This window comes from Desulfitobacterium sp. THU1, from assembly GCF_038181555.1.
In the GTDB taxonomy this organism is placed as follows: domain Bacteria; phylum Bacillota; class Desulfitobacteriia; order Desulfitobacteriales; family Desulfitobacteriaceae; genus Desulfitobacterium.
The window spans coordinates 60,942-86,900 of record NZ_JBBWUA010000008.1 but is presented as its reverse complement, the minus strand read 5'-3'; the positions used below and the strand labels follow the sequence as shown (position 1 = coordinate 86,900).

General features: G+C 44.6%; 28 protein-coding genes. 20 read left to right on the top strand and 8 right to left on the bottom strand.

The annotated features are described in order from the left end of the window. The first annotated feature begins 1 nt into the window (after window position 1). The 7 genes from AAC978_RS08910 (at window position 2) to AAC978_RS08880 (ending at window position 6,782) form a co-directional block, all read left to right on the top strand. Complete coding sequence (locus AAC978_RS08910) at window positions 2-889, top strand: recombinase family protein (RefSeq protein ID WP_341547696.1); 888 nt, start codon at window positions 2-4, stop codon at window positions 887-889. Next, window positions 871-2,490, top strand: coding sequence for a recombinase family protein (locus AAC978_RS08905; protein WP_341547695.1), 1,620 nt, complete (start codon window positions 871-873; stop codon window positions 2,488-2,490). Before AAC978_RS08910 ends, AAC978_RS08905 begins: the two co-directional genes overlap by 19 nt. Window positions 2,491-2,589: 99 nt before the next feature. After that, the gene (locus AAC978_RS08900) at window positions 2,590-2,871 is read left to right on the top strand and encodes a DUF4314 domain-containing protein (protein WP_341547694.1); all 282 of its coding nucleotides are present in this window, start codon (window positions 2,590-2,592) and stop codon (window positions 2,869-2,871) included. A 14-nt stretch (window positions 2,872-2,885) separates the two neighbouring features. Continuing rightward, window positions 2,886-3,257 (top strand): hypothetical protein, encoded by a 372-nt coding sequence (locus AAC978_RS08895; RefSeq protein WP_341547693.1) that lies wholly within the window; start codon window positions 2,886-2,888, stop codon window positions 3,255-3,257. A gap of 84 nt (window positions 3,258-3,341) precedes the next feature. After that, complete coding sequence (locus tag AAC978_RS08890; RefSeq protein ID WP_341547692.1) at window positions 3,342-4,208, top strand: DUF1016 N-terminal domain-containing protein; 867 nt, start codon at window positions 3,342-3,344, stop codon at window positions 4,206-4,208. Between the two features lie 665 nt (window positions 4,209-4,873). Next, a complete protein-coding gene (locus AAC978_RS08885; protein ID WP_341547691.1) occupies window positions 4,874-5,743 on the top strand; it encodes a YitT family protein in 870 nt (289 codons plus the stop codon). A 28-nt stretch (window positions 5,744-5,771) separates the two neighbouring features. Next, window positions 5,772-6,782, top strand: coding sequence for a tetratricopeptide repeat protein (locus AAC978_RS08880; protein WP_341547690.1), 1,011 nt, complete (start codon window positions 5,772-5,774; stop codon window positions 6,780-6,782). On the opposite strand, the gene AAC978_RS08875 is transcribed toward AAC978_RS08880, so the two are convergent. Both AAC978_RS08875 and AAC978_RS08870 read right to left on the bottom strand, forming a co-directional pair. Beyond that, on the bottom strand, window positions 6,779-7,573 hold the full coding sequence (locus tag AAC978_RS08875) for a polysaccharide deacetylase family protein (RefSeq protein ID WP_341547689.1): 795 nt from the start codon (window positions 7,571-7,573) through the stop codon (window positions 6,779-6,781). The genes AAC978_RS08880 and AAC978_RS08875 overlap by 4 nt on opposite strands. 110 nt (window positions 7,574-7,683) lie before the next feature. Continuing rightward, window positions 7,684-7,935 (bottom strand): hypothetical protein, encoded by a 252-nt coding sequence (locus AAC978_RS08870; RefSeq protein WP_341547688.1) that lies wholly within the window; start codon window positions 7,933-7,935, stop codon window positions 7,684-7,686. 137 nt (window positions 7,936-8,072) lie between these two features. On the opposite strand from AAC978_RS08870, the gene AAC978_RS08865 reads away from it, so the two are divergent. The 8 genes from AAC978_RS08865 (at window position 8,073) to AAC978_RS08830 (ending at window position 16,213) form a co-directional block, all read left to right on the top strand. Next, window positions 8,073-9,335 (top strand): tetratricopeptide repeat protein, encoded by a 1,263-nt coding sequence (locus AAC978_RS08865; RefSeq protein WP_341547687.1) that lies wholly within the window; start codon window positions 8,073-8,075, stop codon window positions 9,333-9,335. A gap of 73 nt (window positions 9,336-9,408) precedes the next feature. Then, window positions 9,409-9,948, top strand: a complete 540-nt coding sequence (locus tag AAC978_RS08860) for a hypothetical protein (protein WP_341547686.1) — start codon at window positions 9,409-9,411, stop codon at window positions 9,946-9,948. 7 nt (window positions 9,949-9,955) lie between these two features. Beyond that, window positions 9,956-10,489, top strand: a complete 534-nt coding sequence (gene cobO / locus AAC978_RS08855; RefSeq protein ID WP_341547685.1) for a cob(I)yrinic acid a,c-diamide adenosyltransferase — start codon at window positions 9,956-9,958, stop codon at window positions 10,487-10,489. A 216-nt stretch (window positions 10,490-10,705) separates the two neighbouring features. Then, a complete protein-coding gene (locus AAC978_RS08850) occupies window positions 10,706-10,918 on the top strand; it encodes a hypothetical protein (RefSeq protein WP_341547684.1) in 213 nt (70 codons plus the stop codon). Window positions 10,919-11,113: 195 nt separating this feature from the next. Next, window positions 11,114-13,015 (top strand): PrkA family serine protein kinase, encoded by a 1,902-nt coding sequence (locus tag AAC978_RS08845; protein WP_341547683.1) that lies wholly within the window; start codon window positions 11,114-11,116, stop codon window positions 13,013-13,015. Window positions 13,016-13,028: 13 nt separating this feature from the next. Further along, on the top strand, window positions 13,029-14,159 hold the full coding sequence (gene yhbH / locus AAC978_RS08840; protein ID WP_341547682.1) for a sporulation protein YhbH: 1,131 nt from the start codon (window positions 13,029-13,031) through the stop codon (window positions 14,157-14,159). A gap of 56 nt (window positions 14,160-14,215) precedes the next feature. Then, window positions 14,216-15,574 (top strand): SpoVR family protein, encoded by a 1,359-nt coding sequence (locus tag AAC978_RS08835; RefSeq protein WP_341547681.1) that lies wholly within the window; start codon window positions 14,216-14,218, stop codon window positions 15,572-15,574. Between the two features lie 24 nt (window positions 15,575-15,598). After that, a complete protein-coding gene (locus AAC978_RS08830; RefSeq protein WP_341547680.1) occupies window positions 15,599-16,213 on the top strand; it encodes a DedA family protein in 615 nt (204 codons plus the stop codon). A gap of 105 nt (window positions 16,214-16,318) precedes the next feature. Here the strand turns inward: AAC978_RS08830 and AAC978_RS08825 are convergent, their stop codons facing one another. Genes AAC978_RS08825 through AAC978_RS08810 form a run of 4 tightly spaced genes read right to left on the bottom strand, consistent with a single transcriptional unit; the run spans window position 16,319 to window position 19,397 of the window. Beyond that, a complete protein-coding gene (locus tag AAC978_RS08825) occupies window positions 16,319-16,765 on the bottom strand; it encodes a Fur family transcriptional regulator (protein ID WP_341547679.1) in 447 nt (148 codons plus the stop codon). Next, window positions 16,762-17,619 carry a metal ABC transporter permease gene (locus tag AAC978_RS08820; RefSeq protein ID WP_341547678.1) on the bottom strand — a complete coding sequence of 286 codons (858 nt, stop codon included), beginning with the start codon at window positions 17,617-17,619 and terminating at the stop codon, window positions 16,762-16,764. The genes AAC978_RS08825 and AAC978_RS08820 overlap by 4 nt, the downstream gene beginning before the upstream one ends. Then, on the bottom strand, window positions 17,603-18,382 hold the full coding sequence (locus AAC978_RS08815; RefSeq protein ID WP_341547677.1) for a metal ABC transporter ATP-binding protein: 780 nt from the start codon (window positions 18,380-18,382) through the stop codon (window positions 17,603-17,605). The genes AAC978_RS08820 and AAC978_RS08815 overlap by 17 nt, the downstream gene beginning before the upstream one ends. A gap of 49 nt (window positions 18,383-18,431) precedes the next feature. Beyond that, on the bottom strand, window positions 18,432-19,397 hold the full coding sequence (locus AAC978_RS08810; RefSeq protein WP_341547676.1) for a metal ABC transporter substrate-binding protein: 966 nt from the start codon (window positions 19,395-19,397) through the stop codon (window positions 18,432-18,434). Between the two features lie 154 nt (window positions 19,398-19,551). On the opposite strand from AAC978_RS08810, the gene AAC978_RS08805 reads away from it, so the two are divergent. From AAC978_RS08805 to AAC978_RS08785, 5 genes are all read left to right on the top strand, one after another. Continuing rightward, window positions 19,552-20,061 carry a peptidylprolyl isomerase gene (locus tag AAC978_RS08805; RefSeq protein ID WP_341547675.1) on the top strand — a complete coding sequence of 170 codons (510 nt, stop codon included), beginning with the start codon at window positions 19,552-19,554 and terminating at the stop codon, window positions 20,059-20,061. A gap of 226 nt (window positions 20,062-20,287) precedes the next feature. Next, window positions 20,288-21,286 (top strand): DnaA/Hda family protein, encoded by a 999-nt coding sequence (locus AAC978_RS08800; RefSeq protein WP_341547674.1) that lies wholly within the window; start codon window positions 20,288-20,290, stop codon window positions 21,284-21,286. 3 nt (window positions 21,287-21,289) lie between these two features. After that, window positions 21,290-22,261, top strand: a complete 972-nt coding sequence (gene pfkA, locus AAC978_RS08795; protein WP_341547673.1) for a 6-phosphofructokinase — start codon at window positions 21,290-21,292, stop codon at window positions 22,259-22,261. A 90-nt stretch (window positions 22,262-22,351) separates the two neighbouring features. Next, window positions 22,352-24,469 carry a cell division FtsA domain-containing protein gene (locus tag AAC978_RS08790; RefSeq protein ID WP_341547672.1) on the top strand — a complete coding sequence of 706 codons (2,118 nt, stop codon included), beginning with the start codon at window positions 22,352-22,354 and terminating at the stop codon, window positions 24,467-24,469. A gap of 215 nt (window positions 24,470-24,684) precedes the next feature. Continuing rightward, window positions 24,685-24,885 (top strand): hypothetical protein, encoded by a 201-nt coding sequence (locus tag AAC978_RS08785; RefSeq protein ID WP_341547671.1) that lies wholly within the window; start codon window positions 24,685-24,687, stop codon window positions 24,883-24,885. 109 nt (window positions 24,886-24,994) lie between these two features. Here the strand turns inward: AAC978_RS08785 and AAC978_RS08780 are convergent, their stop codons facing one another. Both AAC978_RS08780 and AAC978_RS08775 read right to left on the bottom strand, forming a co-directional pair. Continuing rightward, complete coding sequence (locus AAC978_RS08780; RefSeq protein ID WP_341547670.1) at window positions 24,995-25,462, bottom strand: formylmethanofuran dehydrogenase subunit E family protein; 468 nt, start codon at window positions 25,460-25,462, stop codon at window positions 24,995-24,997. A gap of 127 nt (window positions 25,463-25,589) precedes the next feature. Then, complete coding sequence (locus AAC978_RS08775) at window positions 25,590-25,958, bottom strand: TIGR04086 family membrane protein (RefSeq protein ID WP_341547669.1); 369 nt, start codon at window positions 25,956-25,958, stop codon at window positions 25,590-25,592. Window position 25,959: the final 1 nt, after the last annotated feature.

Here is a 25,959-nt window from a genome sequence, read left to right as displayed (position 1 = left end):
TATGGCATGGCAGAGAAAAATCCCCTTCGGGTACACCATGAAAAAGGGAAAGATACAATGCAGCCCCACAGAATCGGCGGCGGTCAAAGAGATTTTCAGGCTTTATGCGGACGGCATGGCCTACAGCAAAATTGCCGCTGAAATGATGCGCCGGGGGCTTCGTTACCACAGCCACACGACTGAATGGAACAAGCACATGGTTAAGCGCATCCTTGAAAACGAACGCTATCTTGGGGAAAAGGAATATCCCCCCATCCTTGAGCTGGAAGCCTTTCTGCGTGCCCAGCTTGTCAGGGGAGAAAAGAATACCTTTACCCCCTGCCTGGACTACATCGGACCCATCCGTGAAAAAGCGGTCTGCGGCGTGTGCGGCGGCAGGATGCTCCGCGATACCAGAGCTGGGGGAAAGCCCCGCTGGTACTGCGAAAAGGATGACTGTACCAACCGCCGTTACATAGAGGACGAGGACATCCGCACAGCCCTATCCGAAAGGCTGGATGTGCTGACGCAGACCCCCAATCTCTTAGAGTGGTTTCTGCCGCAGAATACAGAGGAGCCGACGCTGGAGGCAGTACGCATCCAGAACGAGGTCATCCGGGAGCTGAACAAAGCGGAGCCGGAACCGGAGTACACCAAAATGCTGATACTGGCCTGTGCCGCCGAGCAATACAGCGGACTGCCTGATTCTATGCCTTATTATCAGATGCAGAGACTGAAGGAGAAAATCCTCACACAATCTATCAATGCGGAACTTCTCAAAGAGCTTTTTACAACCGCAGTGCAGGAAATCCAATTTACCGCCCACGGCGGTCTCCGCTTGCGGCTCATCAACGGAAAAACCCTTGAAGCAGATGGAAAGGAGGAAGCAAAGTGCCCGAAAGCGCAGTGAGAAAAGTCACGGTGATTCCCGCCGATCCCAAACACAACCAAAAGGATATCCGCAAACAGCGCCTGCGGGTAGCGCCCTACTGCCGCGTTTCCACCAGCTCCGAGGAACAGCTCGACAGCTATCAGGCGCAGATTGAATATTACACCGAAAAAATCACCGCCCAGCAGGAGTGGACCATGGTGGATATGTTCGCGGACGAGGGCAAAACCGCAACCTCCACGAAAAAACGCAAGGATTTCCTGCGGATGATTAAAGCCTGCGAAAAGGGCAAGGTGGATCTGATTATCACTAAATCGGTGTCCCGGTTTTGCCGGAATACACTGGACGGCTTGGATTATGTCCGCAGGCTCAAGCGAATGGGCGTGGGTGTTTTCTTCGAGAAAGAAAATGTCAACACCCTCTATATGGACAACGAGATGATCCTCACCTTTATGATGAGCCAGGCACAGGCCGAGAGCGAGTCCATGAGCGGCAACATCCGCTGGGGACACCGCAAAAATTTCAAGGACGGCAAGGTTTACTTTCACTATGCCGGATTTTTAGGCTATCGCAGGGGCGAGAACGATCTGCCTGAAATCGACCCGGAGGAAGCGGAAATCGTCCGCAGGATTTATTCACGGTATCTGATTGGGCACAGCGTAGCCAAAATCATCGCAGACCTTGAGGCGGACGGCATCAAAACGGCGCGGGGGCATAAAAAGTGGAATGACGGTGTGATACGGGGGATGCTTCGAAACGAAAAATATATGGGGGACGCGCTGCTCCAGAAAACCTACATCGCAGACCTTTTTACCCGCCAGACTAAGAAGAACACCGGTGAGCTTCCCCAATATTACGTGGAGAACAGCCATCCCGCCATCATCGACCGGCTGACCTTTCAGCGGGTGCAGGAGGAAATGGCACGGCGCTCCAGCCTGAAAAAAGTCAGTACAGCCGCCAAGACCGAGCTTGCCAAATACAGCGGCAAATATGTGCTGACCGAGCTGTTATCCTGCGGGAACTGCGGCAGCCCTTACCGCAGGGTGACATGGACCAGACCGGAGGGTAAAAAAATTGTCTGGCGGTGCATCAGCCGTCTGGAGAATGGTAAGAAGTTCTGCAAGGATGCCCCCACGCTGGAGGAAAGCCGGATTCACACTGCGGTGGTCAGTGCCATGAACGAAATGTTTAGCCAAAAGAGCTTGAAAGCGATTCTACAGGACAGCATCCGAACTGCCCTTTTGCCGGAAAACGGCGAAACCAGCCTCGCAACCATCGACAGCAGGCTGTCCCAACTGCGGGAACAGCAGTACAGGCTTCTCCAGCTTGCTGCCGCCGTGGGAGCGGATTCCACCCAATACGACGAGGAACTAAAAAAGGTCAGCATGGAATTCTCCGCACTGGTGGCCAAACGGAGTGAGCTGGAGAAAAACCGGCAGGATACCGAACAGGCGGATGAACGGGCGGAGCAGCTGGCCGCCCAGCTGGAAGCGGTGGACACCGGCATCACCACATTCGATGAGGTCACGGTGCGGCAGCTGATCAGTGCCATCACGGTACTCAGCGAAGAAAAACTGCTCATCCGTTTCAAGGACGGAACGGAGATTGAGCAGATCATATAAGGACAACGGCAATCAGGTGCGGGAAAATATCCTGCACCTGATTTTCTATATCCCATAAGTAGCTGAACACAAATTCAAAGCATATCAGGAGGAATGAAAATGTTTTTCGATTACCAAAAAGCACAGCGGATGAAGGAGCGGTATCCCAGCGGAACCCGTATCCGCCTCGACAGTATGGACGATCCCTACGCCCCCATTGCGCCGGGTACGGAAGGGACGGTAAATTTCGTGGATGACATCGGCACGCTTCACTGCACCTTTGACAATGGGCGCACCCTCGGTGTCGTTCCCGGCGAGGACGGCTTCTCGGTGCTTTCACGTCCGGCACCGTCTGAGCCGGAGGAAAGTCCTACTCAGCAGTTCGGCATGAAAATGGAATGAAGGGAGGCCATACCGTGAAACGGATTACGACAGATGAGCTTCGCGCCATGACAGACCGTGAGGGATTGATTCTTCAAGGCTGCGGCGGGGAGCTATCAGAATGGGTAAACGGCATCAACGAGCTGCTGACACAGGAAGGTATCCTGCAAAACGGCGATACCTTCAAGGAGGTTTTCGCTTTTGAGCATGACGGCTGCACCAATCTGCTGTTTTTCATGGAAAATGTGGATTTGCATATGGGAAAGCTCGCCATATGGCGTTTGCAGTCACACAGTGCCTTCGGCGGCACTTGGCTGAGTGATTATCTTCCCAACCGGCTGGGCGTTCATATGGATGAAGCAACTGCACAACAGGACGGCGGCCTTGAAATGAAACAAAGCTACTAACAATTCCAAGCATTTCACCGGTGGAGCTTGCTCTGCCGGGTACATAAAAAAACAGGCTCCCACGGAGCCGGAAAGGAGAAGTCTATGAAAGCATTGAAAAAGAACAGTGCCCTGTATCTGGAACAGATTGCCTCTGCGGTAGCTGAATGCTATGAAAAAGACGAGAAGCCCTGCAATCGGGCACTGCTGGAGCTTTATACACGGATCGGTCAATGTATCTGCCGTCAGGGAGAAAAAGCATTTATCCCACATTTGGCTGAAATGCTCGCTGACCGATTTCCATCGCTGAAAGGCTTCTCTCTTCGCAATCTCCGCAGGATGCGTGATTTTTACCGCACTTATGAAAACAACCTGGTTCTTATGGAAAGGGCACAGTCCCTTGGCTGGACACAGAACGCCGTGATACTGGAATGCTGTGAAACCGATGAGCAGCGTTCGTTTTATATTGGCCTTGCCGTGGAACGGAACCCTTCCAAGCTGGCGCTCATGAAAGCCATTCAGGAGGATGCCCTTGCTGAAGCTATGCATACAGAAAATTGCGCCACGAATATGGAACCCAGCTTTGCCCCTGTAAGCGATAGCTGTCCCGATGAAGCAGTAGACACCACTGCAATCGCTGAAACGGCGTGTGGGGCGTTTGTGACAGCGTGTGAGCCTCCCCGCCAAGGGGATGCTCTGCACCGAAACAATGATAGCGGCTATAGCAAAATCCTCGCAATGATTCCGAACGGCAGAAGAATAAAAAATATGCGAAAACATTCTTTTTTATGCTGGCAGGATTATCCGTTTCCGAAACGTCCTGTTTCATCAAAAACATTGGCGCAGAAACAAATCATCTATTTAAAGCCACCGCCCGGCACAGTTCAGCAGAACAAGTTCCCGCCGTCTTTCAGCAGAAAGCAGAGCAGGAATTATCAATGGCAAGTACACCGACCGAAAACAGTCGCATGAATGTCTGAACACAACAGTGAAAAGCCTGAGGGCTTATGGTATCATAAAATTGATCATTGCCTGCGGAGAATCCGATTTATTTTGAGGATTTGGCGCTCTCTTTGGAGAAAGATAAGAAATCTTTTTTCCATGGTGTCCACATATGAAAGTCAGACACTGCAAATGATTGCAGTGTTTTTGTTTCTGCTCTGAGACTTGGTGACAATAGGATGAAAAGAAAGAAGCCGGAGAGAGTCCTCCGGCTAATTCGTCAACATAAGATCTAAACTGCGTCTATCGTTGACTGATGCTAATACCAACCGTACGGATATGGAGCATAATACGAGGATGGGTAGTAGCGAGGTCTTGTAAACGTAGCGCCTAATCCAAAACCCAGTACAAAGGGGAGAAATCCAAAGCCAAACATCAACTCAGCTCCTTCCACAACCAGCTCCGTCAACACCACCATCGAATGCCATTTGCATTCTCTCCTTTAGTAAGAGATAATTCATATTATGCACAGATTGGAGCGCATGGAACAATATGGCAAATGGCTGTTCAGACTGATAAACACAAATTGTGTTAGGGAAAGGTATAATCTAAGGAGAATTTCCTGACTATAATATGATTATAAAACCAGATAGATTTTGTATCTATTCGGAATGCACAAGATAGGTGGGATTCCTATGGAATGGAGAAAAGACTCTCTTCGAGCACCGTGGATGCATTTTAAAAGATTAGCGGCGATATGCATTGGAGCTTTCATTGTAGCTGCCAGCATTAATTCCATGATTTTGCCCAACAAAATAGCCGATGGTGGAGTTACAGGGATTGCGATTATTATTCATTACTTAAGCAATCTATCCGTTAGCAAAATCGTTATCATTTTAAACATTCCTCTATTTATCGTGGGTTGGAAAATGGTAGGGCGAGTGTTTCTGATCTATAGTATGATCGGAGTGGGAGTATTTTCTCTCGCTTTAGATTTAACGAAAGTAATACCTAATCCGACAAGTGATCCTTTACTCGCCTGTATTTTTGCCGGTGTCGTGAGCGGTATTGGGATGGGAATTATTTTTCGTAGTCGTGGCTCTTTGGGTGGAACTGATATTCTCGCTGTGTTCTTTAGCCGCACCACATCCTTTAGTGTGGGGCAGGTTCTGATGGTCATCGATGCTTTGATTTTTGTCGCCGCTGCAATTTTTCTAGGACCAGAAAGAGCTATGTACGCGATGATTTACATGTTTATTGCGACGAAGGTCATAGACATGGTTCAGGAGGGTATAAATCCCTCTAAGAGTGTCCTAGTTGTCACTCAGGACCCTCAGGGAGTTGCCAATGACATAATGGAAAAATTGGATCGAGGAGTCACGCTTTTTCAAGCAAAGGGTGCCTATTCTAATGAGGACAAAGAAGTAGTCTATTGTGTCATCAATCGGACGGAAATGTCACAGATAAAAGAGATTATTCGCAATCGGGACGCTAAGGCCTTCCTGTCTATTTCCGATGTACCTGAAGTGGTTGGGGAGGGATTCTCTGCTTGGAAAGGGCACTGATACTACCTAAAGAATAGAGTGTGAGTAAATGTCAAGGAAAAAGAGATCCTCAAGAGGGTATAAAAAAAGAATGCGCATCCTGAAAATCCTCATAGGCGGGATCCTCATCTTCGGCATTCTCTTTTTAAGTAGTCCCTATTTAAAACATGTCATGGCCTTTCGAGGGGCTATCGATCGTTATGATTTTATGGCTCTTTCTCAGGAGCTCACTTGGATGGAGGATAAGGCCGACTGGCTTAAAAAGGTTCCGGCAATTCGTGAGGGTGAGCTGTGGCTGAAACTCAATCAAGGAAATCATGAAGATTTAGAAGCGGATTTGCTGCAATATGATGATGACACCCAACGCTTCTGGCTTTTTCAGCTTTATTGCCTCCAAGGAAAGCTAGGCGAGGCAGAATCGATGATCCATACATTTAAGTCACTACCTCTACAAAGACTTGCTGAGGGCTTATTGTGGTATGAAGAAGAGTCATACGAGGAGGCTGAAAAGGTTCTGCTCACGATTAACGATACAGACCTTAATCGTGAGGAGCAGGTATTAAAAAACATTGCCCTAACGAGAAGCCTTATGGCCTCAGGTGATCTAGAACGAGCTCAAAAATCCTGGCAAAGCGCTTCCGAGATCTCATCTGCACACCCACAGGTTTTGGCAACTGAATATGACTTAGCCCTGAACTTAGGGCAATGGGATAGAGCCAAAGAGCTGAGTCGTCAACTTGTAGGGACGGATAATATTTCTTATACTCAGCAACTATTAGTGAAAAAGGCGATTTTGTCCCTAGTTATCGGTGAACGCGAGAGCTATGAAGACACCCTTAAGGAAATTGAGAAGCTGGAGGATGGCGAAGCCTGTCTTCAATATTTAGCCGGAATTGAAGAATATGAACAGGGTGATTTTGTAAAGGCTGCTGAGCATCTTCAAGGAGCATTGGATAGAGGTTTACCACAGTTTGTAGTGAAAGATGCCACTATTGCTTTACAACAGGCCGGTGAGCGCATAGCTGCTGAGAAAGCCTTGTCTAAAGTTATTGGAAATTAAGGGGTAACCGCCGGTTTTTCTAACGGAGGTAAATTGCTTTCAGGCGGCCAAGTTTTTGTAGCACTTTTAAGTAGTTGGCCCACGGGGACGAGTTGATAATTTTTTGCCTGCAAGCGATCGATGACCACTGGAAGTGCTTTGATGGTGTCCGGCGCTGAATCTGAGGCGTGAAAGAGAATAATATCTCCAGGACCAGCACCATGCCCTTTAGGAAGTCCGTTGAGAACGTTATTTATTACCGCTTCTGGTCCGGGTCTTTTCCAGTCTAGGGAGTCCACACTCCATTGAATGACCTGGTACCCAAGCTTGGCTGAAACGCTAATCAGCTTATTATCATAAGCCCCATTCGGTGGTCTTAATAAGGCAATCTTTTGACCGGTGAGCTCTTCCAGAACAGCATGAGCACCGGTTATTTCTCGTTCGATTTCACTGGGACCCAAGGTGTTTAAATCCACATGACGATTACCATGAGAAGCTATTTCATGACCATCGGCTACCATGCGTTTGACTAAATCTTCATGCTTTGAAGCCCAAGGGCTGGATAAGAAAAAGGTCGCTTTAACACCCTTTTCCTTTAAAATATTGAGGATAGGTTCAGCAGTATTTTCACCCCAACTGATATCGAAGGTGAGTCCGACTTCGTTGGTGGTGACCACAGCCGAGTAAATAGGTTTTAGCTTGCTAGAGAAGACTGAGATGACATTTTCACGATAGGCGAGCACTACGAATAAGAGAATGGCCCACAGCATGGCGTTTCGCCAAGATGGCCGTTTGAATACAATAAATCGCATGATATTCCCCCCCCTCTCCAAAGGATATTCATGAAGAAGGCTGAACATGAGGGGAGAGTTGTACCAAAACCAAAAAAAAACACCCCTCAAGGGTGCTTATCTATTGATGTTTAGCGACTAAAACGTGAACCTAAAATAAATCTCAGAAGGTCATAACCGAATAATAATTTGAGAAAAAAATGGAGCACGAGAATACTAGTGACAAAGTAAACTGCAATACGAATGACCACGAAAGCAATGGAGAAGAACCAGGCAAAAACTTGACTAAGTATAATAGCTGAAAAATAAAGTGCGATAATCAAGAGGATAATCTTTAACACAATGATCCAGTTAGAATACGGAGCTGGACGATATGCGTTCATAATAGCACCTCCTACAGCAACAGATTAACATATTTCGACTTAACTGTCTAGATTGCATATAAATTCGTCTATAGGCTTGTTTTCGCGCCAAAAAGCCCTTCCGTGCATAAGATAAAAATGATACGGAGGGGATGCTAATGAAAGATCAGAGTTTGGATATTTGGCGAACCCTGATGGAAAAAGGTACTACCCATTTAGCACAAGCAGATTATATGCAAGCAGAGAATTACTTTAGGCGGGCTACACGAATCGCGATCCAATTAGATGTACCGTTAGTTAAAGCATTTTCTCTGAGATTAATGGCTACGGTTCAAGTTAAGCAAGGTAAAATCGAAGCAGCAGAAAGAGGATTTCGGGAAGCCTTGCAAATTTGTGAAGAGGTATCAAACTATAAAGGCATGTCTGAAGCATTCGCTGGTTTAGCAAGTATTGCTGTAGAAAAAAACAATATGGAAAGCGCTGTTTTTTGGTTTAACCGTGCGATCGAGATCTACCCAAACGAATCTCCTCCTCTACGTTTAGCGATGCTATACAGTGATCTAGGTCAAGTATATTCAACACAAGAACGATGGTCGGATGCCCAAGTAAGCTATAAAAATTCGTTAGATCTATGTCATCGGTACAATTACCCGAAGGGTGAAGGGGAATTAAGTGTACTAATCGGTGAAACCTGTTACCGTCAGGGTAATAAGAAAGAGGCCATTGACCATATTCGTCACTCCTGTAAGGTTTTTGCTGGACTTGGGATAGAGATATCGTTAGCCAATGCCCTGCTCTATTACGCTTTTATGAAGTTTGAGCAGCAAAGTTTAGCAGATGCCCTCCTTGCTATGCAAAGAGCCTTAATATTACAGATGAGGAATCAGCTTGGGAGCGATGCCAGCGAATCAGCGTACTTTATAGCAAAAATACTTCAAGGTCTAGAGTATCTCGACGAAGCTCAGTATTACATAGAGCTGTCGATACAATACTGCACAGATCTGGAAAATAGTTTAGCGATTCGCTTGCAGAGCTTAGGTAAATTGATGGTTAATAAAGAAGAATATGGTCAGGCCAAGCGCTATTTTTTAGAGGCATCAACAATCTTTGAACAGCTGGGAGACGATCTTCGCCTCGGTGAGTGCTATGAATATCTGGCATTTCTATTAGATGCCATGGGCGAAGAGGAAGAAGGGGAATTCTACGAAAAAGAAGCAAAGCGCATGATCGCAGGTTATCACGCTCATTCCTTGAGTGCCGTGCAACGCTTAGCTGAATATTATGAGGGCAGGCGTCAATATTTGGATGCTCTTCAATGCTTTTGGCAATCCATAGAGATAGCCCATGACATAGGCTATGAGACTATTGATCTGGAACGGGCTGTGCAAAGAGTCTCCCGGAAGATTCGTCATAAGAAATAGTTAAATTTTCGAGGATCACTAGGAAAGTTTCCAGATTTCGGTTAAACTATGGGTAAAGGTAAGAGTAGGGTTGGTGAGGGATATTGTTAGAAAAGATGATCTGCTGTTTTTAGAATGCTTAGAGGATCTTCATCTAGTGATTGAACAGTCTCTTAAAAAGGTTAATAAGGTGCGCTCTGTTCATGTCACCCATTTTGAAGAATGGGCAGAAGAAATCAGAAACCATCGGCGAATTTTCGAAGAGATTTCTTTACCTGCTCGCTTGATTATTGAACATTTGATGCATTGCCGTCATAAAGCGGGACAAGTAGCACTTGAGACGGGTCAGATGAGCTTGTCTTTCACCAGCATTGGCCATATAAAGGTCGAACCTTTTGGTATCATCAGGCTAAAATGTGGTGAACTAGAGACGGCATGGCGGGATAGTAGCTATACTTATTATTTTTATCCGGATAAAGTAGAGCTACGAGCTGTTGATGAAATGTCAGCCATTAAAATGCTCTTTACTTATCCCTTTACCCAGCAGATTGTCGAGAAGTTTCCGGAGCTCATTCAATGCCCTAATGTGGCCTATATCCACCCTCAGCTAGAACAATGGACAAAGCAGGTGTAAGCATATTATGAAAAGACTAGAACAAGGTTTGATACAAATTTACACAGGAAATAGTAAGGGTAAAACAACTGCAGCCTTTGGTTTAACTTTAAGAGCAGTCGGTCATGGTTTTTCTGTATATATTATTCAGTTTATGAAAGGTTGCCAAGACTACGGGGAGTTGCAGGGATTGAAGCGCTTGGAACCGGAATGCCAGATCGAACAGTTTGGTTTGCCGGGCTGGGTTTTAAAAGGACAGGCTACTGAAGCAGATTGTCAGGAGGCTCGCAAAGGGCTCGAGCGTGCTCGCCAGATAATTGCATCAGGGGAGTGGGATATTGTTATACTCGACGAAATTATCAACGCAATCTGGTTTGAATTGCTTCCTGAGGAGATGGTCTTGGCGTTGTTGGAGATGAAACCCGGGCATGTGGAAGTTATTATGACAGGACGCAATGCTTCAGCTCAATTAATCGAGAAGGCCCATCTGGTTACCGAAATGGTTTCACTCAAGCATCCTTATGAATTGGGTATTCAAGCTCGTAAGGGTATTGAATATTGATATCTTTGTATTAACCTAGGAAAGGGTTCTGTCCATAAGGACAGAGCCTTTTTAATACCAAATATTTTGGAATATAATTACGATTACCAAATATTGAAAAATAATCTATTATTCTATAATTTTCAAAATTTTATTAAATTTGCACTAGATTTCAGAAAAGTGTTGTGGTAGAATAAGAGCAAGATAGTACTTTCACAAGGACGGAGGTGTAGTCACATGTATGTCGCACAGTATGAGAATACGAAGCACGGGATCCCATTTAGCTTAAAGAAGTTTAAACGGGGAGATCGAGTGATTACCTATAATTCAATAATGGGAACTGTGGTGCGGTTAGAGAAAGATGAATATGGTGAATATTTTATTGTCCAATTAGATACTTTATCCGGGGAGTATGCCTATGAATCTCGGGATTTAACAAAGTTGCAATAGTTAGTTTATACCTTTCCCATCAATAAGAAACGCTTGTAAGCTTAAGCTTGCAAGCGTTTTTTGCATTGGAGCTATTTTGACAGGACGATGTATTCCTGAACGGAAAGAAAAATGTAACTTCTCTTCTATTTGGATGAGGCATATATTAAAAATAAGCCTGAAAGGTGTACTTGTTCAGCGAAAGGGAGGGCGACCATGGAAGTAATACAATGGCTGAGAAATTTTAGGGATAAAGAAGATAGCTTAGTTTGGAATGGGAACTTTAGCGAGTACCTGCAAATGGTAGTAGTGAATCCTAATTTAGCGATGCATGCCCATGCTAGAATCTATGAGATGATACACAAAGCAGGCATTAAAGAGGTAAACAATCATAAAAGTTTTGAGTTTTTTAATAAAGAACTTTTTGGCATGGAAAAGACCTTAGAACGCTTGGTAGAGGAGTATTTTCATTCAGCGGCTAAACGTATGGATGTAAGAAAGAGAATTCTTCTGCTGATGGGCCCGGTGAGCGGAGGGAAGTCGACCATCGTCACCATGTTGAAAAAAGGCTTAGAAGAGTATACCCGAACTGAAGAGGGCGCTGTATACGCTATTGATGGCTGCCCTATGCATGAGGATCCCCTACACCTGCTTCCCCATGTTTTGCGTGAAGAATTTGAACAGAAATACGGCATACGTATTGAAGGGAATCTTTGTCCTGTCTGTCGACTGAGGGTAGAAGAGGAGTTTCATGGTTATGTAGAAAATGTTCCTGTGAAACGAATTATCTTTTCTGAAGAACAACGGGTAGGCATCGGTACCTTTACCCCTTCTGATCCGAAGTCTCAAGATATTGCAGATTTGACAGGAAGCATCGACTTCTCAACCATCACGGAATATGGTTCAGAGTCAGATCCTCGTGCTTACCGCTTTGATGGCGAATTAAATAAAGCCAATCGCGGTCTGATGGAATTTCAAGAGATGCTTAAATCAGACGAGAAGTTTCTCTGGAACCTATTGAGTCTCTCGCAAGAAGGAAACTTCAAAGCGGGACGGTTTGCTTTGATTTCGGCCGACGAGCTGATTATTGCTCACACTAACGAAAACGAATATAAATCCTTTGTGGCTAATAAAAAGAATGAAGCCCTCCAATCTCGTATTATTGTCATACCGGTACCGTATAATTTGAAGGTCAGCTCCGAAATCAAGATCTATGAGAAATTAATCCAGCAAAGCGATCTTGAGGGAGTCCATTTGGCACCCCATAGCCTCTGGACGGCTTCGGTCTTTAGTATCATCTCTCGGATGAAGCCCTCCAAGAAACAGGGTATGGACCTGGTTAAGAAAATGCGCCTTTATGATGGGGAAGATGTGGAAGGATTTAATCAAAAAGATATTAAGGACATCATAACGGAAGGGGAAGAGCAAGGGGAAGGTATGAGTGGCGTCGATCCTCGCTATGTCATCAATCGCATCTCAACAGCCCTTATTAGAGATCAGAAGTCTTGCATTAATGCCTTGGACATTCTGAGGGCTCTTAAGGATGGTTTATCACAACATACCTCGATTACGAAGGAAGAAAGAGAGAATCTCGTCAACCTAATTTCTTTAGCTCGTAAGGAATATGATGAAGTAGCCAAGAAGGAAGTACAAAAGGCTTTTGTATACGCTTATGAAGAATCCGCTAAGTCCTTGCTTAACAACTACTTAGACAATGTAGAGGCCTATTGCAACTCGACGAAACTCTATGATTCTATAACCGGGGAAGAGCTTGAACCCGATGAGCAGCTGATGCGCAGTATTGAAGAGCAGATTGGGGTATCGGAAAATGCTAAAAAAGCTTTTCGGGAAGAGATTCTCATACGTATCTCAATTTATGCTCGCAAAAGCAAAAGCTTTCAATATACTTCACATGAAAGACTAAAAGAGGCTATCGAAAAAAAGCTGTTTGCCGACCTCAAGGATGTAATCAAGGTCACCACCTCGGTAAGTCATCCGGATCAAGAACAATTGCGCCGTATCAATGAAGTTACAGACCGTCTCATCCAGCTTCATGGTTATTGTCCTGTCTGCGCCAACGAGATTGTAAAATATGTCGGTTCCCTTCTTAATCGTTAAGGGAGTGAGTACCATGAGTGACGATATTATTGTCAGTCGCGAGGACTGGAGCCTCCATCGCAAAGGATATCTGGACCAAAGTCGGCACAGGGAGAAGGTACAAGAGGTCATCAAAAAGCAGCTGGGTGATTTAATTGTCGATGAAGGTATCATCATCAGTGATGGTAAAAAAACCATCAAAATCCCCATGCGGTCCTTGGAAGAGTTCCGCTTTCGGTATGACTACAATAAAAGGAATCACACCGGACAAGGAACCAAAAAAATGAAGAATGGAGATATTCTCGCTCGAGAAAATGTGCGTAAGCATGGAGCCGGTAATAATTCAGGAGCTGGGGATGAGCCCGGGGTAGATATTTACGAGGCTGAAGTCACCTATGAGGATTTAGCTGCCATCCTTTTTGAGGAATTGCAGCTACCTAATTTAGATGATAAAAAACGACCCTTGATTGCCCATGATAAGCCGGAATTTAGGGATATCCGCAAAAAGGGTCTGATGGCTAACATCGATAAGAAACGGACTTTAATCGAAAGTATTAAGAGGCAAGCTTTAACTGGTAAAAGTCAGAGTCTCCGCATTACTCCCGAGGATCTGCGTTTTAAAACATGGGAGACTCATCCCAATTATGAAACCAATGCGGTAATCATTGCTATGATGGATACCTCTGGGTCTATGGGACAATTTGAAAAGTACATTTCGCGAACCTTCTTTTTCTGGATGGTGCGTTTTTTAAGAGAAAAATATGAAAATGTCGAGATGCGCTTTTTAGCCCATCATACGGAAGCCAAAGAAGTGACGGAAGAAGAGTTCTTCACCCGAGGAGAGAGCGGGGGTACCCGCTGCTCCTCTGTTTATCAGCTAGCCCTTGAACTGATTCAGCGGGAATACCCGGCCGCTCATTATAATATTTATCCGGTTCATTTTACCGATGGGGATAATATTGGTTCAGATAACACTCGGGCCATGAATCTTATGCAAAAATTAGTGGAAGTTAGTCAAGTGGTAGGTTACGGCGAAATTCTTAGAACCCATTATTCCAGCACCCTGATGTCGACCCTGAGGCGTATTGACGATCCTAAGCTCCGCTTGGTGACCATTCGGGATCGCAATGAGGTTTATGAAGCCTTGAAAACAGTATTTTCCTAAGTGGGGGAATGCATCCTGCTGGGTGAAACGATGAAATAAGGTGAGGAGGGGTGTCCGTGGATTATGAAGTTACTGAACTTAGCTATCATGCCAAGGAGATTGTTCAGGTAGCTAAGGGATTGGGTCTGGACTTTTATCCGGTGCATTTTGAAGTCTGTCCGCCGGAAGCCCTCTACTCTTTTGGGGCCTACGGGATGCCGGTGCGCTTTACTCATTGGAGTTTTGGAAAGGCTTTCTATCGCATGAAAATGCAGTATGATTTGAACCTCACCCGCATCTATGAGCTTGTGATCAATTCCAACCCAGCATACGCCTTCCTTTTGGAAGGCAATCGGCTAATCCAAAACAAACTCGTGATTGGTCATGTTTACGCCCACGTAGATTTTTTTAAAAATAACCGCTATTTTCAAAGGACCCCACAGGATATGGTGGTGCGCATGGAAGCTCATGCCCGTAGGATACGGGAGTATGAATTAGAATATGGCCGGGAGACGGTAGAAAAAATGCTGGATGCAGTTTTGGCCATTCAAGAGCATGTGGACTTTCGGGCTCATCTGGGGAAGAAGAAAGAAGATAATGCTTCCTCGGGCAAGAACATTGGCAACGGAAAGAAAAAACACATCCCTTCCTCGGAATATGCCGATCTTTGGGATGATGAGCCGGATCAGGAAAATGAGGAGAAGGTTGCTGAGGAAGATTTATTGCTGTACCTTATCACTTATTCCCCCACCTTAAAGGATTGGCAACGCGACATTATCAGCATGATTCGTGAAGAATCCCTCTACTTTTATCCGCAAATCGAAACAAAAATAATCAATGAGGGTTGGGCTACCTTCTGGCATTCTAGGATTATGCGGGAACTGAATTTAACAGATGCTGAGTCTATGGATTTTGCGATTATGCATAGTCAAGTGGTGCAGCCTTCCGGTCTTCAGTTAAATCCCTACTACCTAGGGGTGAAAATATGGGAAGACTTAGCAAAACGGTTTGATTCAGAAACCTTATTTGAAATACGCGAGATGGAGAATGATGTATCGTTCATTCGCAATTATCTCAACCAGGAATTAGTTCATGATCTAAATCTCTTTAATTATCGTAAAGTAGGAGCCCACTGGCAGGTCATGGATACAGCTTGGGAAAAGGTGCGCGATAATTTAGTTAGGCAGTTGGTGAATGGAGGCCATCCCAGAATTCTCGTCCGGGATGGGGATTATGAAGGCAAGGGAGGGTTATATCTTTATCACGTTCATGAAGGAATGGATTTGGATGTCGTTTATCTTGAGAAGACCCTGTTGCTCTTGGAAAGTTTGTGGGGGAAGGGGGCGTATCTGGAAACTATAGTGGATGGGAAACAAGTACTGTTTGAGTGTTCCAACCAAGGGATTTCACGTAAGAATATAACCCTATATAATTAACAGCCTAGGATAGGAGGTAAGCAGATGCTCGAAGGACTGCTCATTCAATTAGGGGAATTCGTGGTTCAGCTCATCTCAAGCTTAGGCTATTTTGGGGTGTTTTTAGCTATGGCAATTGAAAGTGCCTGTATTCCTTTGCCTAGTGAGATTATCCTCCCTTTTACCGGCTACATGGTGTATCTTGGGCATTTCGACTTTTGGACAGCTACTCTGGCAGCGACCTTGGGGAATCTATTTGGGGGTGTAGCGGCTTATTACATAGGAGTACGAGGAGGTAGGCCATTTATCCAGCGTTATGGTCATTACTTCTTTATTAAGGAAAAAGAACTCAGGTGGACTGAGCGCTTGTTTAACAAGCATGGAGAGGTTACAGTATTAGTGGGGCGTATGTTGCCCATTATTCGCACCTTTATATCTCTTCCTGCCGGCATCGCCAAAATGAATCCGGTCAAAATGGCTGTTTATACGGTGTTAGGATCACTGCCTTGGTGTATGTTTTTAATTATTGTGGGAGAAAAGCTCGGCGCCAATTGGAATTCCTTAAAACCTTTATTCCACCGCATGGATTTACTCATTGGCATACTGATTTTGATCGGTATCAGCTATTGGTTTTTAAAACAACGCAAACAAAAACGGTAGCGTACCTTGTAGCGTACCCTATTGAGAAACTATTACATAGCAAAAGAGAGGTAAAGCTGATGTCAATGCTTTACCTCTCAAATTGTTTTTACTAACACGCAAGCCTTACTGTTCACGGCAAAGAGGGCAAACCCCAAAAAAGCGTAGCCAATGCTCCTCGATTTGATAGCCACTGTCCCGTTCCAGCTTGTCTGCAATATGGGAAATGGGGCATTCTCCCAGCAATTCTTCCGTATGACCGCATTGCGAGCAAATCAATTGGTGGGAATGATGGTGATGTGAATGCTCGTTGTCCAGGCGATATTTCTCACCACCCACCCCGAACTCCTCGGACTTCAAGAGACCGAGACTTTTTAGCAAGTCTAATACACGATAGATGGAAGCAACACCGATACGGGTGTTTTCCTGTTCAAGTAAATGATGAATATCGTAAGCGCCTAAGAATTCTGAATGGTTTGCCAAAATTCCAATCACTTTTTTACGAGCGGTGGTCAATCGATATCCTCTTTCTTGAATGAGTTGGATGATATCATCAGGTTTCACGAAGGTCATCCTTTCTCAGATAGTTTTACCCGACCTAGGCTGCGACGTAGGCCGACGCGTTTGGTCGAAAAAAGTAAGCTTATCAAAAAAATCAGCGCAGCTGTCAGGGCGATACTAGCGCCTGAAGCAATGTTCAAATAATAAGATAGATAAAGTCCGACGATGGCACTCAATAGGCCAAAGATAATTGCTAGAAGGACGAGTTTTTTCAGAGAATGTGTCCATTGAAAAGCAGAGGCTGCCGGGATGGTCAAGAGTGCTGTCACGAGAATAATTCCCACAGTTTGGGAGGCCACCACTACGGTTACGGCAATCATAGCCAGCATAGCGTAATGAAGACGAGCACGCGGTAAGCCAGTTACCTCAGCCATTTCTGGGTCGAATGCATAATAGACAAATTCTTTATAGAAAAGGGTCAGAATCAAGAGAATCAAGAAAGTTGAACTGACGATAATCAATAGATCAAAAGAACCTATTGATAGGACAGAGCCGAAGAGGTAACCGGTTAAGTTAGTGGAATAGAACTTTAGGGAGCTAATTAACGCCACCCCTAAGGCCATAGAGGTCGAGAAAAGGATCCCGATCGCCGTATCCAAGCTGACCTTAGTTTTTTCATGGAGCACCCCGATAAACAGAGCAAGGCCAATGGTATAAATGTTCCCGGCGATGTACAGATTCCAGTCCAGAAGATAACCGATCGCTAAGCCTGCCAAAGATCCATGAGCTAAACCTTCGCCAATAAAGGCCAGACGTCTTAATATAACAAAGGTTCCCACCACAGCAGTGAGAATTGCAATAGCAATGGTTCCGATTAATGCCTGCTGCATGAAGGGATATTGTAAAGGATCAGTTAATAGATGCATTGCGAATGATCCCTCCTAGTTGGCTTCCCATGAAGGTACGCTCTAAAATATCGGGAATGAGGACTTCCTCGGGTGCACCAAATGCGATGACGGTTTGGTTTAGACACAAAATTAAATCAAAATGATGATATTCCAAAGCGGCTAAATCATGGGTCGTGGTAAGGATGGTAATTCCTTCGCCATGTAAATCTTCTATAAGACGATATATACTTTCCTGCGAAGGGATATCTAACCCAGTAGCGGGTTCGTCTAAAAGCAAGAGCTGCGATTCGGTGGCAAGGGCTCGGGCAATCAAAACCCTTTGCTGCTGGCCTCCAGAAAGATGGCCGATGGGACGATTCCTTAGCTGGAGCATATTGACCTTTTGCAAAGCCTGCTCAACAAGGTGATGATCCTCTGCTCGGGGACGTTTCAGCCATCCTAAACGCCCGGTTCTGCCGAGCATAACGACTTCATAAACAGAAATGGGGAAATCCTTATCCATGGTTTTAAGCTGGGGGACATAACCCAACTGCATTTTGCGACGCCACGCTTGAGTTGGAGGCTGACCAAACACCTTAACTGTTCCTCGAGAGGGAGAGTTCAAACCGACGATGCTTTTGATAAGAGTTGATTTGCCGGAGCCGTTGGGTCCGATAATGCCTATGCATGAGCCGCTGGGAATTTTAAGATTAATATCCCATAGAATGTCTCGTTGGGGCAGGGTAAAATAAAACGAATCAAATTCAACGGCCAGGGGTAGTTGAGAATTGTGGAGATGCATTCGAAAACCTTCTTCCATCAGCGGAGTTATGAGCTTTTTGCCTGATTTATTATTTTAGTGCGGAGACAAAAGCATTGGTATTATGCTTCATAATGCCTATATAGCTATCGGTATCCGGACTAACGCCGAGGGTGTCAGGGTACAAATCGTCTACGACCTTAATCCCTGTATCCTGAGCAAGTTGAAGAATGAGCTTGTTATTAAAACCAACCTCCCCAAAGATAGCTTTGACATCATGGTCCTCTATCAGTTGAAAGAGTTGGGCGTATTCCTGAGGGAGAGGTTCAGATTCTTCACCGGAAACCACTGTACGAAGGACAGTGAGACCATAACGTTCTGTATAATAGCTCCAAGCATTATGGTAGACGATAATTTGGCGATGATTTTCAGGAATGGTCTGGATTTGCTCTTGTATCCATTGATCCAAGGATTCCAGCTCCAGAAGATAGTTTTGGGCATTAGTGGCGAAGACCTCTTGATCTTGAGGGTAGGTCTCGATCAAGACGTCACGGATTTTTTCCACATAATGTTGAGCGTTTGTTACATCCAGCCATAAATGAGGGTTACCCTGGGAGTGATCATGACCATCCCCTTCAGTGTGGGTCCCTTCCTCTTTATGAGCATCATACTCCTCCACCCCTAAGATGGGGAGTCCCTCAGATAAGACCACGGTCCGGATGCCGGGGTTTTGGGAATTACTAATGAGGTCTTCCAGATAGTATTCTTGGCCGACACCGTTAGCAAAAAAGAGCTTAGCTGTTGCCACCTGCCGAACTGCATCAGCCTTTGGCTCATAGGTGTGGGGGTCACTGCCCGTTGGTACCAAGCTGACGACTTGAATTCGATCACCGCCCACTTCCTTAATCAGGTCGGCAAGGGGTGAGATGCTGGTGATAACCACATTTTGTTTGAGATTGCTGACGGGCTTCTCTGCTGAACAACCACCTATAAAAATAGCTAGAGATACTGCTAGGATAATCATGAACCATTTCGAATTATTGCTAGATGATGGCATAGTGCCTCCTTATTGATATAGTATTTCAATAAGCAAGTGTAGTATAGAAAGAACAAAATGTCAAATTTTTAAGTTCAATTTACTTATTAACGTGGTAAACGAGCTGAAAAATGGTTATAATCAGGGAGAGAATTCAATTTTAGGAGGATATACTGTGAGCGAACAAGAATTAAATGGCAAGAAGCCTGTCGTAACGATTGAAATGGAAAATGGAAACCAAATAAAGGTTGAGCTTTATCCTGAGATAGCTCCCGAGACAGTGAAAAATTTTGTTTCCTTAGTTGAAAAAGGTTTTTATGACGGGATTATTTTCCATCGGGTGATTCCCGGCTTTATGATTCAGGGTGGAGATCCTCAAGGAACCGGTATGGGTGGCTGCGGCTATAGCATAAAAGGTGAATTTACTGCTAATGGCTTCCAAAATGACCTGAAGCATGATCGTGGCGTTATTTCCATGGCACGTACGGCAAACCCCAACTCAGCAGGATCTCAATTCTTCCTTATGCATGCTAATTCACCACACTTGGATGGTCAGTATGCTTCCTTTGGTAAGGTTATTGAAGGGATCGAAGAAGTAGATCGCATTGCCAATGAAGAACGCGATTATCGTGATAAACCCATCGAAGATCAGCGGATGAAAAAGGTTACAGTAGATTTTCTATAAGACTATAAGAATACATAGCTTTTAAAGACTATAAATAAAAATCATTCGCTTGTAACATAAGGCAGTGAACATAGGAAAGAGAGGGAATGTCCCTCTTTTTCCTCTTTTGAGAATTTAAACTTAGGAGATATGGCTAAGTATAAATTATTGAAAGAATAGATCATCGTCAGAGATGAACATGGGAAGAGAAGATCATGGTAAGAATTGAGAAAGGAAGGGGAGAGATATGATTTGGCTTTCGTCAGACTTTAATCGTATGGCCGAAAATGTTCTGAATGAATACTCTCCTGCTCGAGCTTCTTTCTCAACGTTAATTTACGGTCCTGCAGGGGTAGGGAAATCTGAACTTCTCCTCCAGTGTTTTAAACGACTAAAGAATCAGCACTCTATTCTCTATCTTGATGCCCAAGATTTTATCAAGAGTTATGCTTTTTCAGCTCAGGAAGGAACCCTAGCTCAATTTCGTCACAGAGTCCGCACCCCGGCTGTGTTGATTATTGATCATCTTGAATTGCTAAAAGGTAAGGCTCACAGTATCGAAGAATTCTTTCATACTTACGAAGCTCTGTTTCAAGGTGATCGCAAAATGATTTGTGGATTTCAAGGAGAACCATCTCAATTAGATATTCTCGGGCATAAACTTGCCTCACGTTTACGAGGGGGATTAGCTGTTCCGATTGGGCAGCCGAACCGGGAAGACATTTTAAACTATCTGCAGAGGCTTGCACACGCTAAGTATTTAATCTTAGAAGAACAAGTGTTAGAGACCCTAGCGAAGGAAATATACAGTTTTTCAGAAGCCCAAAACCTTTTAAAAGGCTTTATTGAATACGCTAATAGAATGGAAGGGGCTCTGGACAAGGAAGCCTTAACAGCCTATTTAATCTATCTAAGAAATAGGGATAGTCATCGTCCCACCCCGCACAATATCATTCGCCATGCTGCAAATATAACGGGTACGAATCTTGACGATATATATGGAACTTCGAGAGTTTCTCAAGTGCGAGAGGCACGGGCGCTAGCAATCTACGGAATGCGGAGCCTCTGTCAGCTTTCATATCCCGAGATAGGGTTATTACTGAACAAAGCTCATAGTAGTGTTATGAAATCCTATCAACAGGTTCAGGACCTTAATAAGAAAAATCCCGAAATATGTGCAAAGACTAAAATGTTCTTAGAGTATTTTGAAGCTCGTGACGACGTGAATTTTAGGAATGGGGTATGATGCGTGACAAATAGGATTAAAAAAGTTGCCGTTCTCACCAGTGGTGGAGATGCACCGGGGATGAATGCAGCCATCCGAGCTGTAGTGCGCAAGGGGATATATCATGGACTTGAAGTTCTTGGGGTAAAAAAGGGTTACGAAGGACTTATCCATGGTGAATTCATCGATATGAATTTGGGGGCTGTAGCAGATATTATTCATCGCGGGGGAACAATGCTTATGACGGCCCGTTCTCCAGAGATGATGACTCCAGAAGGGCAAAAAAATGCGGCAGAGCAATTGCGTTATCGTGATATTGATGCCTTAATCATTATTGGCGGAGATGGTTCTTTTCGTGGGGCACAAACTCTTTCGGCCCAAGGAATACCGATTGTAGGTATACCAGGCACGATTGATAACGATATTGCAGGAACGGATTTGACCATTGGCTTTGATACCGCCGTAAATAATGTGGTGCAGGCCGTAAGTAAAATTCGCGATACAGCAACTTCTCATGATCGCACCTTCCTGGTCGAGGTCATGGGGCGGGATTGTGGGAATATTGCGCTCCAGTCGGGGGTAGCTTGTGGCGCAGAAACTATCATCGTACCCGAGATCAAGCCGGATCTGGATGATATTATGGCTAAGTTAGCACGAGGTCATCAGCGAGGGAAGAATCACAGTATTATTATTGTCGCAGAGGGTGCAGCTAGTGCTTTGCATCTAGGGGAAGAACTTCGCCAACGTACTGGATTTGAGACCCGAGTCACGATTTTAGGGCATATACAACGGGGAGGAAGTCCCAGTGCCCTGGATATTGTCTTAGCTTCCCAGATGGGTGGCAAGGCGGTAGAAATCCTCTGTGCCGGCGAGACGGATCGTATGACAGCCTATGTGAATCAAGAAATCGTTTCTTTGCCCCTAGAAGTTGCTTATGGAGAGCGGAGACCACTGAATAAAGCTCTCTATGATCTAGCCAATCAGTTAGCAATTTAAGAAGTCATAACTCAAAGACAAGAAAAGAAAAAACGAAGATAGAGGAAATTAAGCACATTAGGTAGAATTCTTGCATTTGAGGTGATCAGTGTGGAACAAGTATTTGCTTTAGATATTGGCACACGCTTGGTAATGGGGCTTATTATGGAAAAGACTACGGAGGGCTATCGAATCATCGCGCGGGCTCAAACAGAGCATCGCCAGCGGTCGATGTATGACGGCCAGATACACGATGTTGAAGCAGTCGCAGAAGCTGTGCGATGGGTGAAAGAGGAGCTAGAGGCACAGATTAAGAGGAAGCTATGCTATGTATCTGTTGCTGCGGCTGGGCGAGCGCTTAAAACCGTTGTGGCTACTGCGCAAAAATCGCATCTTGTTCCTATTATATGGGAAAGAGAGGATGTTTTTGCTCTCGAAATGGAAGCAGTAGAACATGCCCTGCGTGAGCTACAGCCTGAAGACGGCACCTCGTACCATTGTGTTGGATATAGTACAATTGAAGCTTTTTTGGAAGGGCAAAGCCTAGCCAAGCTGATCGGACAAAGAGGAAAAGAGGTCCAGGTTAAGGTGATTGCCTCATTTTTACCTCGTACGGTAATCGATGGCTTAACAGGAGTAATTACCAGAGCTGGCTTAGAGATGAGGGACTTAACCTTAGAGCCCATTGCGGCCGGAAGAGCAGCCATTCCACCGGATATGAGACGAATGAATCTTGCCTTAGTTGATGTGGGAGCGGGTACTTCTGATATTGCCTTGACCCAAAATGGATCGTTTTTTGCCTATGGGATGGTGCCCATGGCAGGGGACGCAATCACGGAAAGGATTTGCCAGCATTATCTGGTGGATTTTAAAACCGGAGAAACAATCAAGCGTAGCTTGAATTCAAACGCTCAAGTTACCTTTACAGATTTTCTTGGGGCGGAAATAACGATAGATCAAGAAGAAGTTATCGAAGTAATTCGCCCAGTTGTTTTCGAGTTAGCTCAAAAGATAGCTGGGGAATTACTTCGCCTCAATCAAAGGAATCCCCATGCGATTATTCTCGTCGGTGGGGGAAGCTTAACACCTCATCTGACGGAAATTCTTTGTGAACTTCTCGAAATGCCGAGAAATAGAGTGGGTATCCAAATCCGTGAAAGAATTCAGGGGGTCTCGGGTGACGAAACACTCAAGGGACCGGACGCCATAACCCCCATCGGGATTGGCATATCTACCTTAGAAGGTGAAGGGTTACAATACTTTTCGGTACACGTCAATGACATCCCCGTCCAAGTCTTTGAATTGCAATTAGCGACAGTTTCAGATGCGCTGCTGGCGGCGGGAATAGCACCAAGACTGCTTGTGGGTCGACCAGGCTCGGCTTTAACCTTTGAATTTAACGGGGAGATGAAGATCCTCAAGGGTGAATTCGGAAAACCAGCACAATTTATTCTCAATGGTCAAGAGGTAAAATTGGACCAAGAACTCAAGCAGGGCGATACCATTGAATTCAAACCCGCAGTCGATGGGAAAGATGCACAAATAACCTTTGCCGAATTGATTCCCAGCGTACTAGCAAAGAAGATCAAGGTTAATGACCAACCACTGCTTTTCTCTCCGCAAATCTATTGTAATGGTCATCTGGTAGAAGATCATATGAACGTTATCGATGGCGCCAAGATAGAGGTAGCGAGTAATCGAACAATAAAGGATTTGTTGCGTTTTCTTCAGGAAAAGAATTATCAACGGACGGAGATACGTTATAAAATTGACGGTGAGGAACATACCATTCCCGAAACAAGAGAAATTTTTGTCAACCGACAAAAAGCAACCCTCGAGCGGGTTATTCAGTCCGGTGATGAGGTAATCATCCGAGTGAAAGAGCTTACGATTAAGGATTTACAATTAAATCCGCGACCTATGGTGTTTTGTGTCAATGGTGAAGAGGTTCTTTTTCCTCCCCAAATCCGCCGTGTGCTCTCCCGTGGCAAAATTCTCACCGGGCAGGATAAAGTGGAAGATGGAATGGAACTGATCGTTGAGGGTTATGAAACCAGGCCAATACTTTCAGATTTGCTTCCTCATATTAAGATACCTCAGGGGATGCCTGCCAATGCCAGGTTATCCTTGAAGAAAAATGGTCAAGAAGCAGAGTTCACAACCCCTCTCATTCCGGGAGACCGCATAGAGATCCAATGGGAAAAGATCTTCCCTCACAATAAGCAGTAAGCAAAAATAAAAAAACCCCATCTGTTGCTTGATGGGGAAGGGGCTATTGCCCGGGTGGAAAAGGGTTGAGGAGTGTTTGGATTTAGTATAGACTAATCGAAATATTCTGTCAGCAAAGATTCCCTCAATGGTATATAATGATAGGTGAATGGTTGAATTTGCACTCTTGACATTCTGCTGTCAGGCTCTAAAATAATAATGGAGGTGTCATAATTATGTTATTTCAATGGATAATGGGTATTGTTGCTCTTGGTGCTCTTATTGTATTATTAGCTTCGGACAGATGGACCAGTAAATCTAAGCATTCTAGTTACTATGATCAAGCGAAAAAACCATCGGGCAAAGAAGCACGTTTTGCCGATCTTCCGGACACATCAACAAATGATAAATTTTACTCAAAGTTAAATGCTCGATAAGAAATAAAAGAAGCCTGCACGGCTTCTTTTTATTTACCTAACTTTATATTACCTAATCTTTTATTTACTAACAACTATCGCTATTATAACTGTTGTTATTTTGCAGTTGTTATCTATGAGGGACTGTTTTTTTTAGTTCTCCGGGAATTAGTTCATAATGACAGAAGGCAGATTCTTCTACTGAGAGCACATATTGAACCTCTTCTAGGATCTTGTTTTGCTTTTCCCGTGGACTCAGACTTTGAATATTGAAGGCAGCTAAATGCTCAATTACTTCTTGAGCAATTCTAAATTGATGTATTTCTTGAGTTCCCGTGAAGTGAAATTGGTAAAGGTGCTGTTGGGTCTCTTCGATCATCAGGGCACGACGGCCAAGGGTGGCTTTGTTTAAGATCTGCATGGCATCAACTGCGCAGGATTGAGTATAGGCTTTGACTAATACTTCTGAATCTGGAGTGGGCCGAATGCCCATCTCCCGTTGAGCTAGTTGGGCAACCCGATAACCTAGGGCAATACCTGGGCAGGTGTGACCATGAAAGTCTATGACAAGCTCCCAAGGAGTTTTTTCAACGCACATAAAAAACCCTCCCAAATAGATTCTTTACTACTATTTTAACTCTTTTGGGAGAGATTAGAAAGCAATTATCTTTATTATTTAATTTCAAGATTCAATCTCCCGCGGAATCTGGGGAATTAGCTTTGTGTCATCTACGGATGATGACCCCGATGATTCCACCAATCCCACCTGTGGCTAAGCAGATGATAGTTTTTTCACCTAACTCTAACCAGGAAAGGGTATCCGGACTCAAAATTGTGAACAAGATGATTAACAAAATAATAAAGGCAATGCCAATTCCGATTCCGTAATAAAGGCCTTTCGTACCGGCACGATAGGCAGTGAGCGCTGCAGCAAGGAAAACACTGACCCCAACGATAATGTTATAAGCCAAAGAGGACTCACGCAGGGGTGTGAAGGTTAATAAGAGGCCAAGAATTAAGGAAAGGAGCAGAGCAATACCAGACGCGATTAATATTCCTTTAAGGATGAGATTAAATTTAAAGGATTTGGGCATA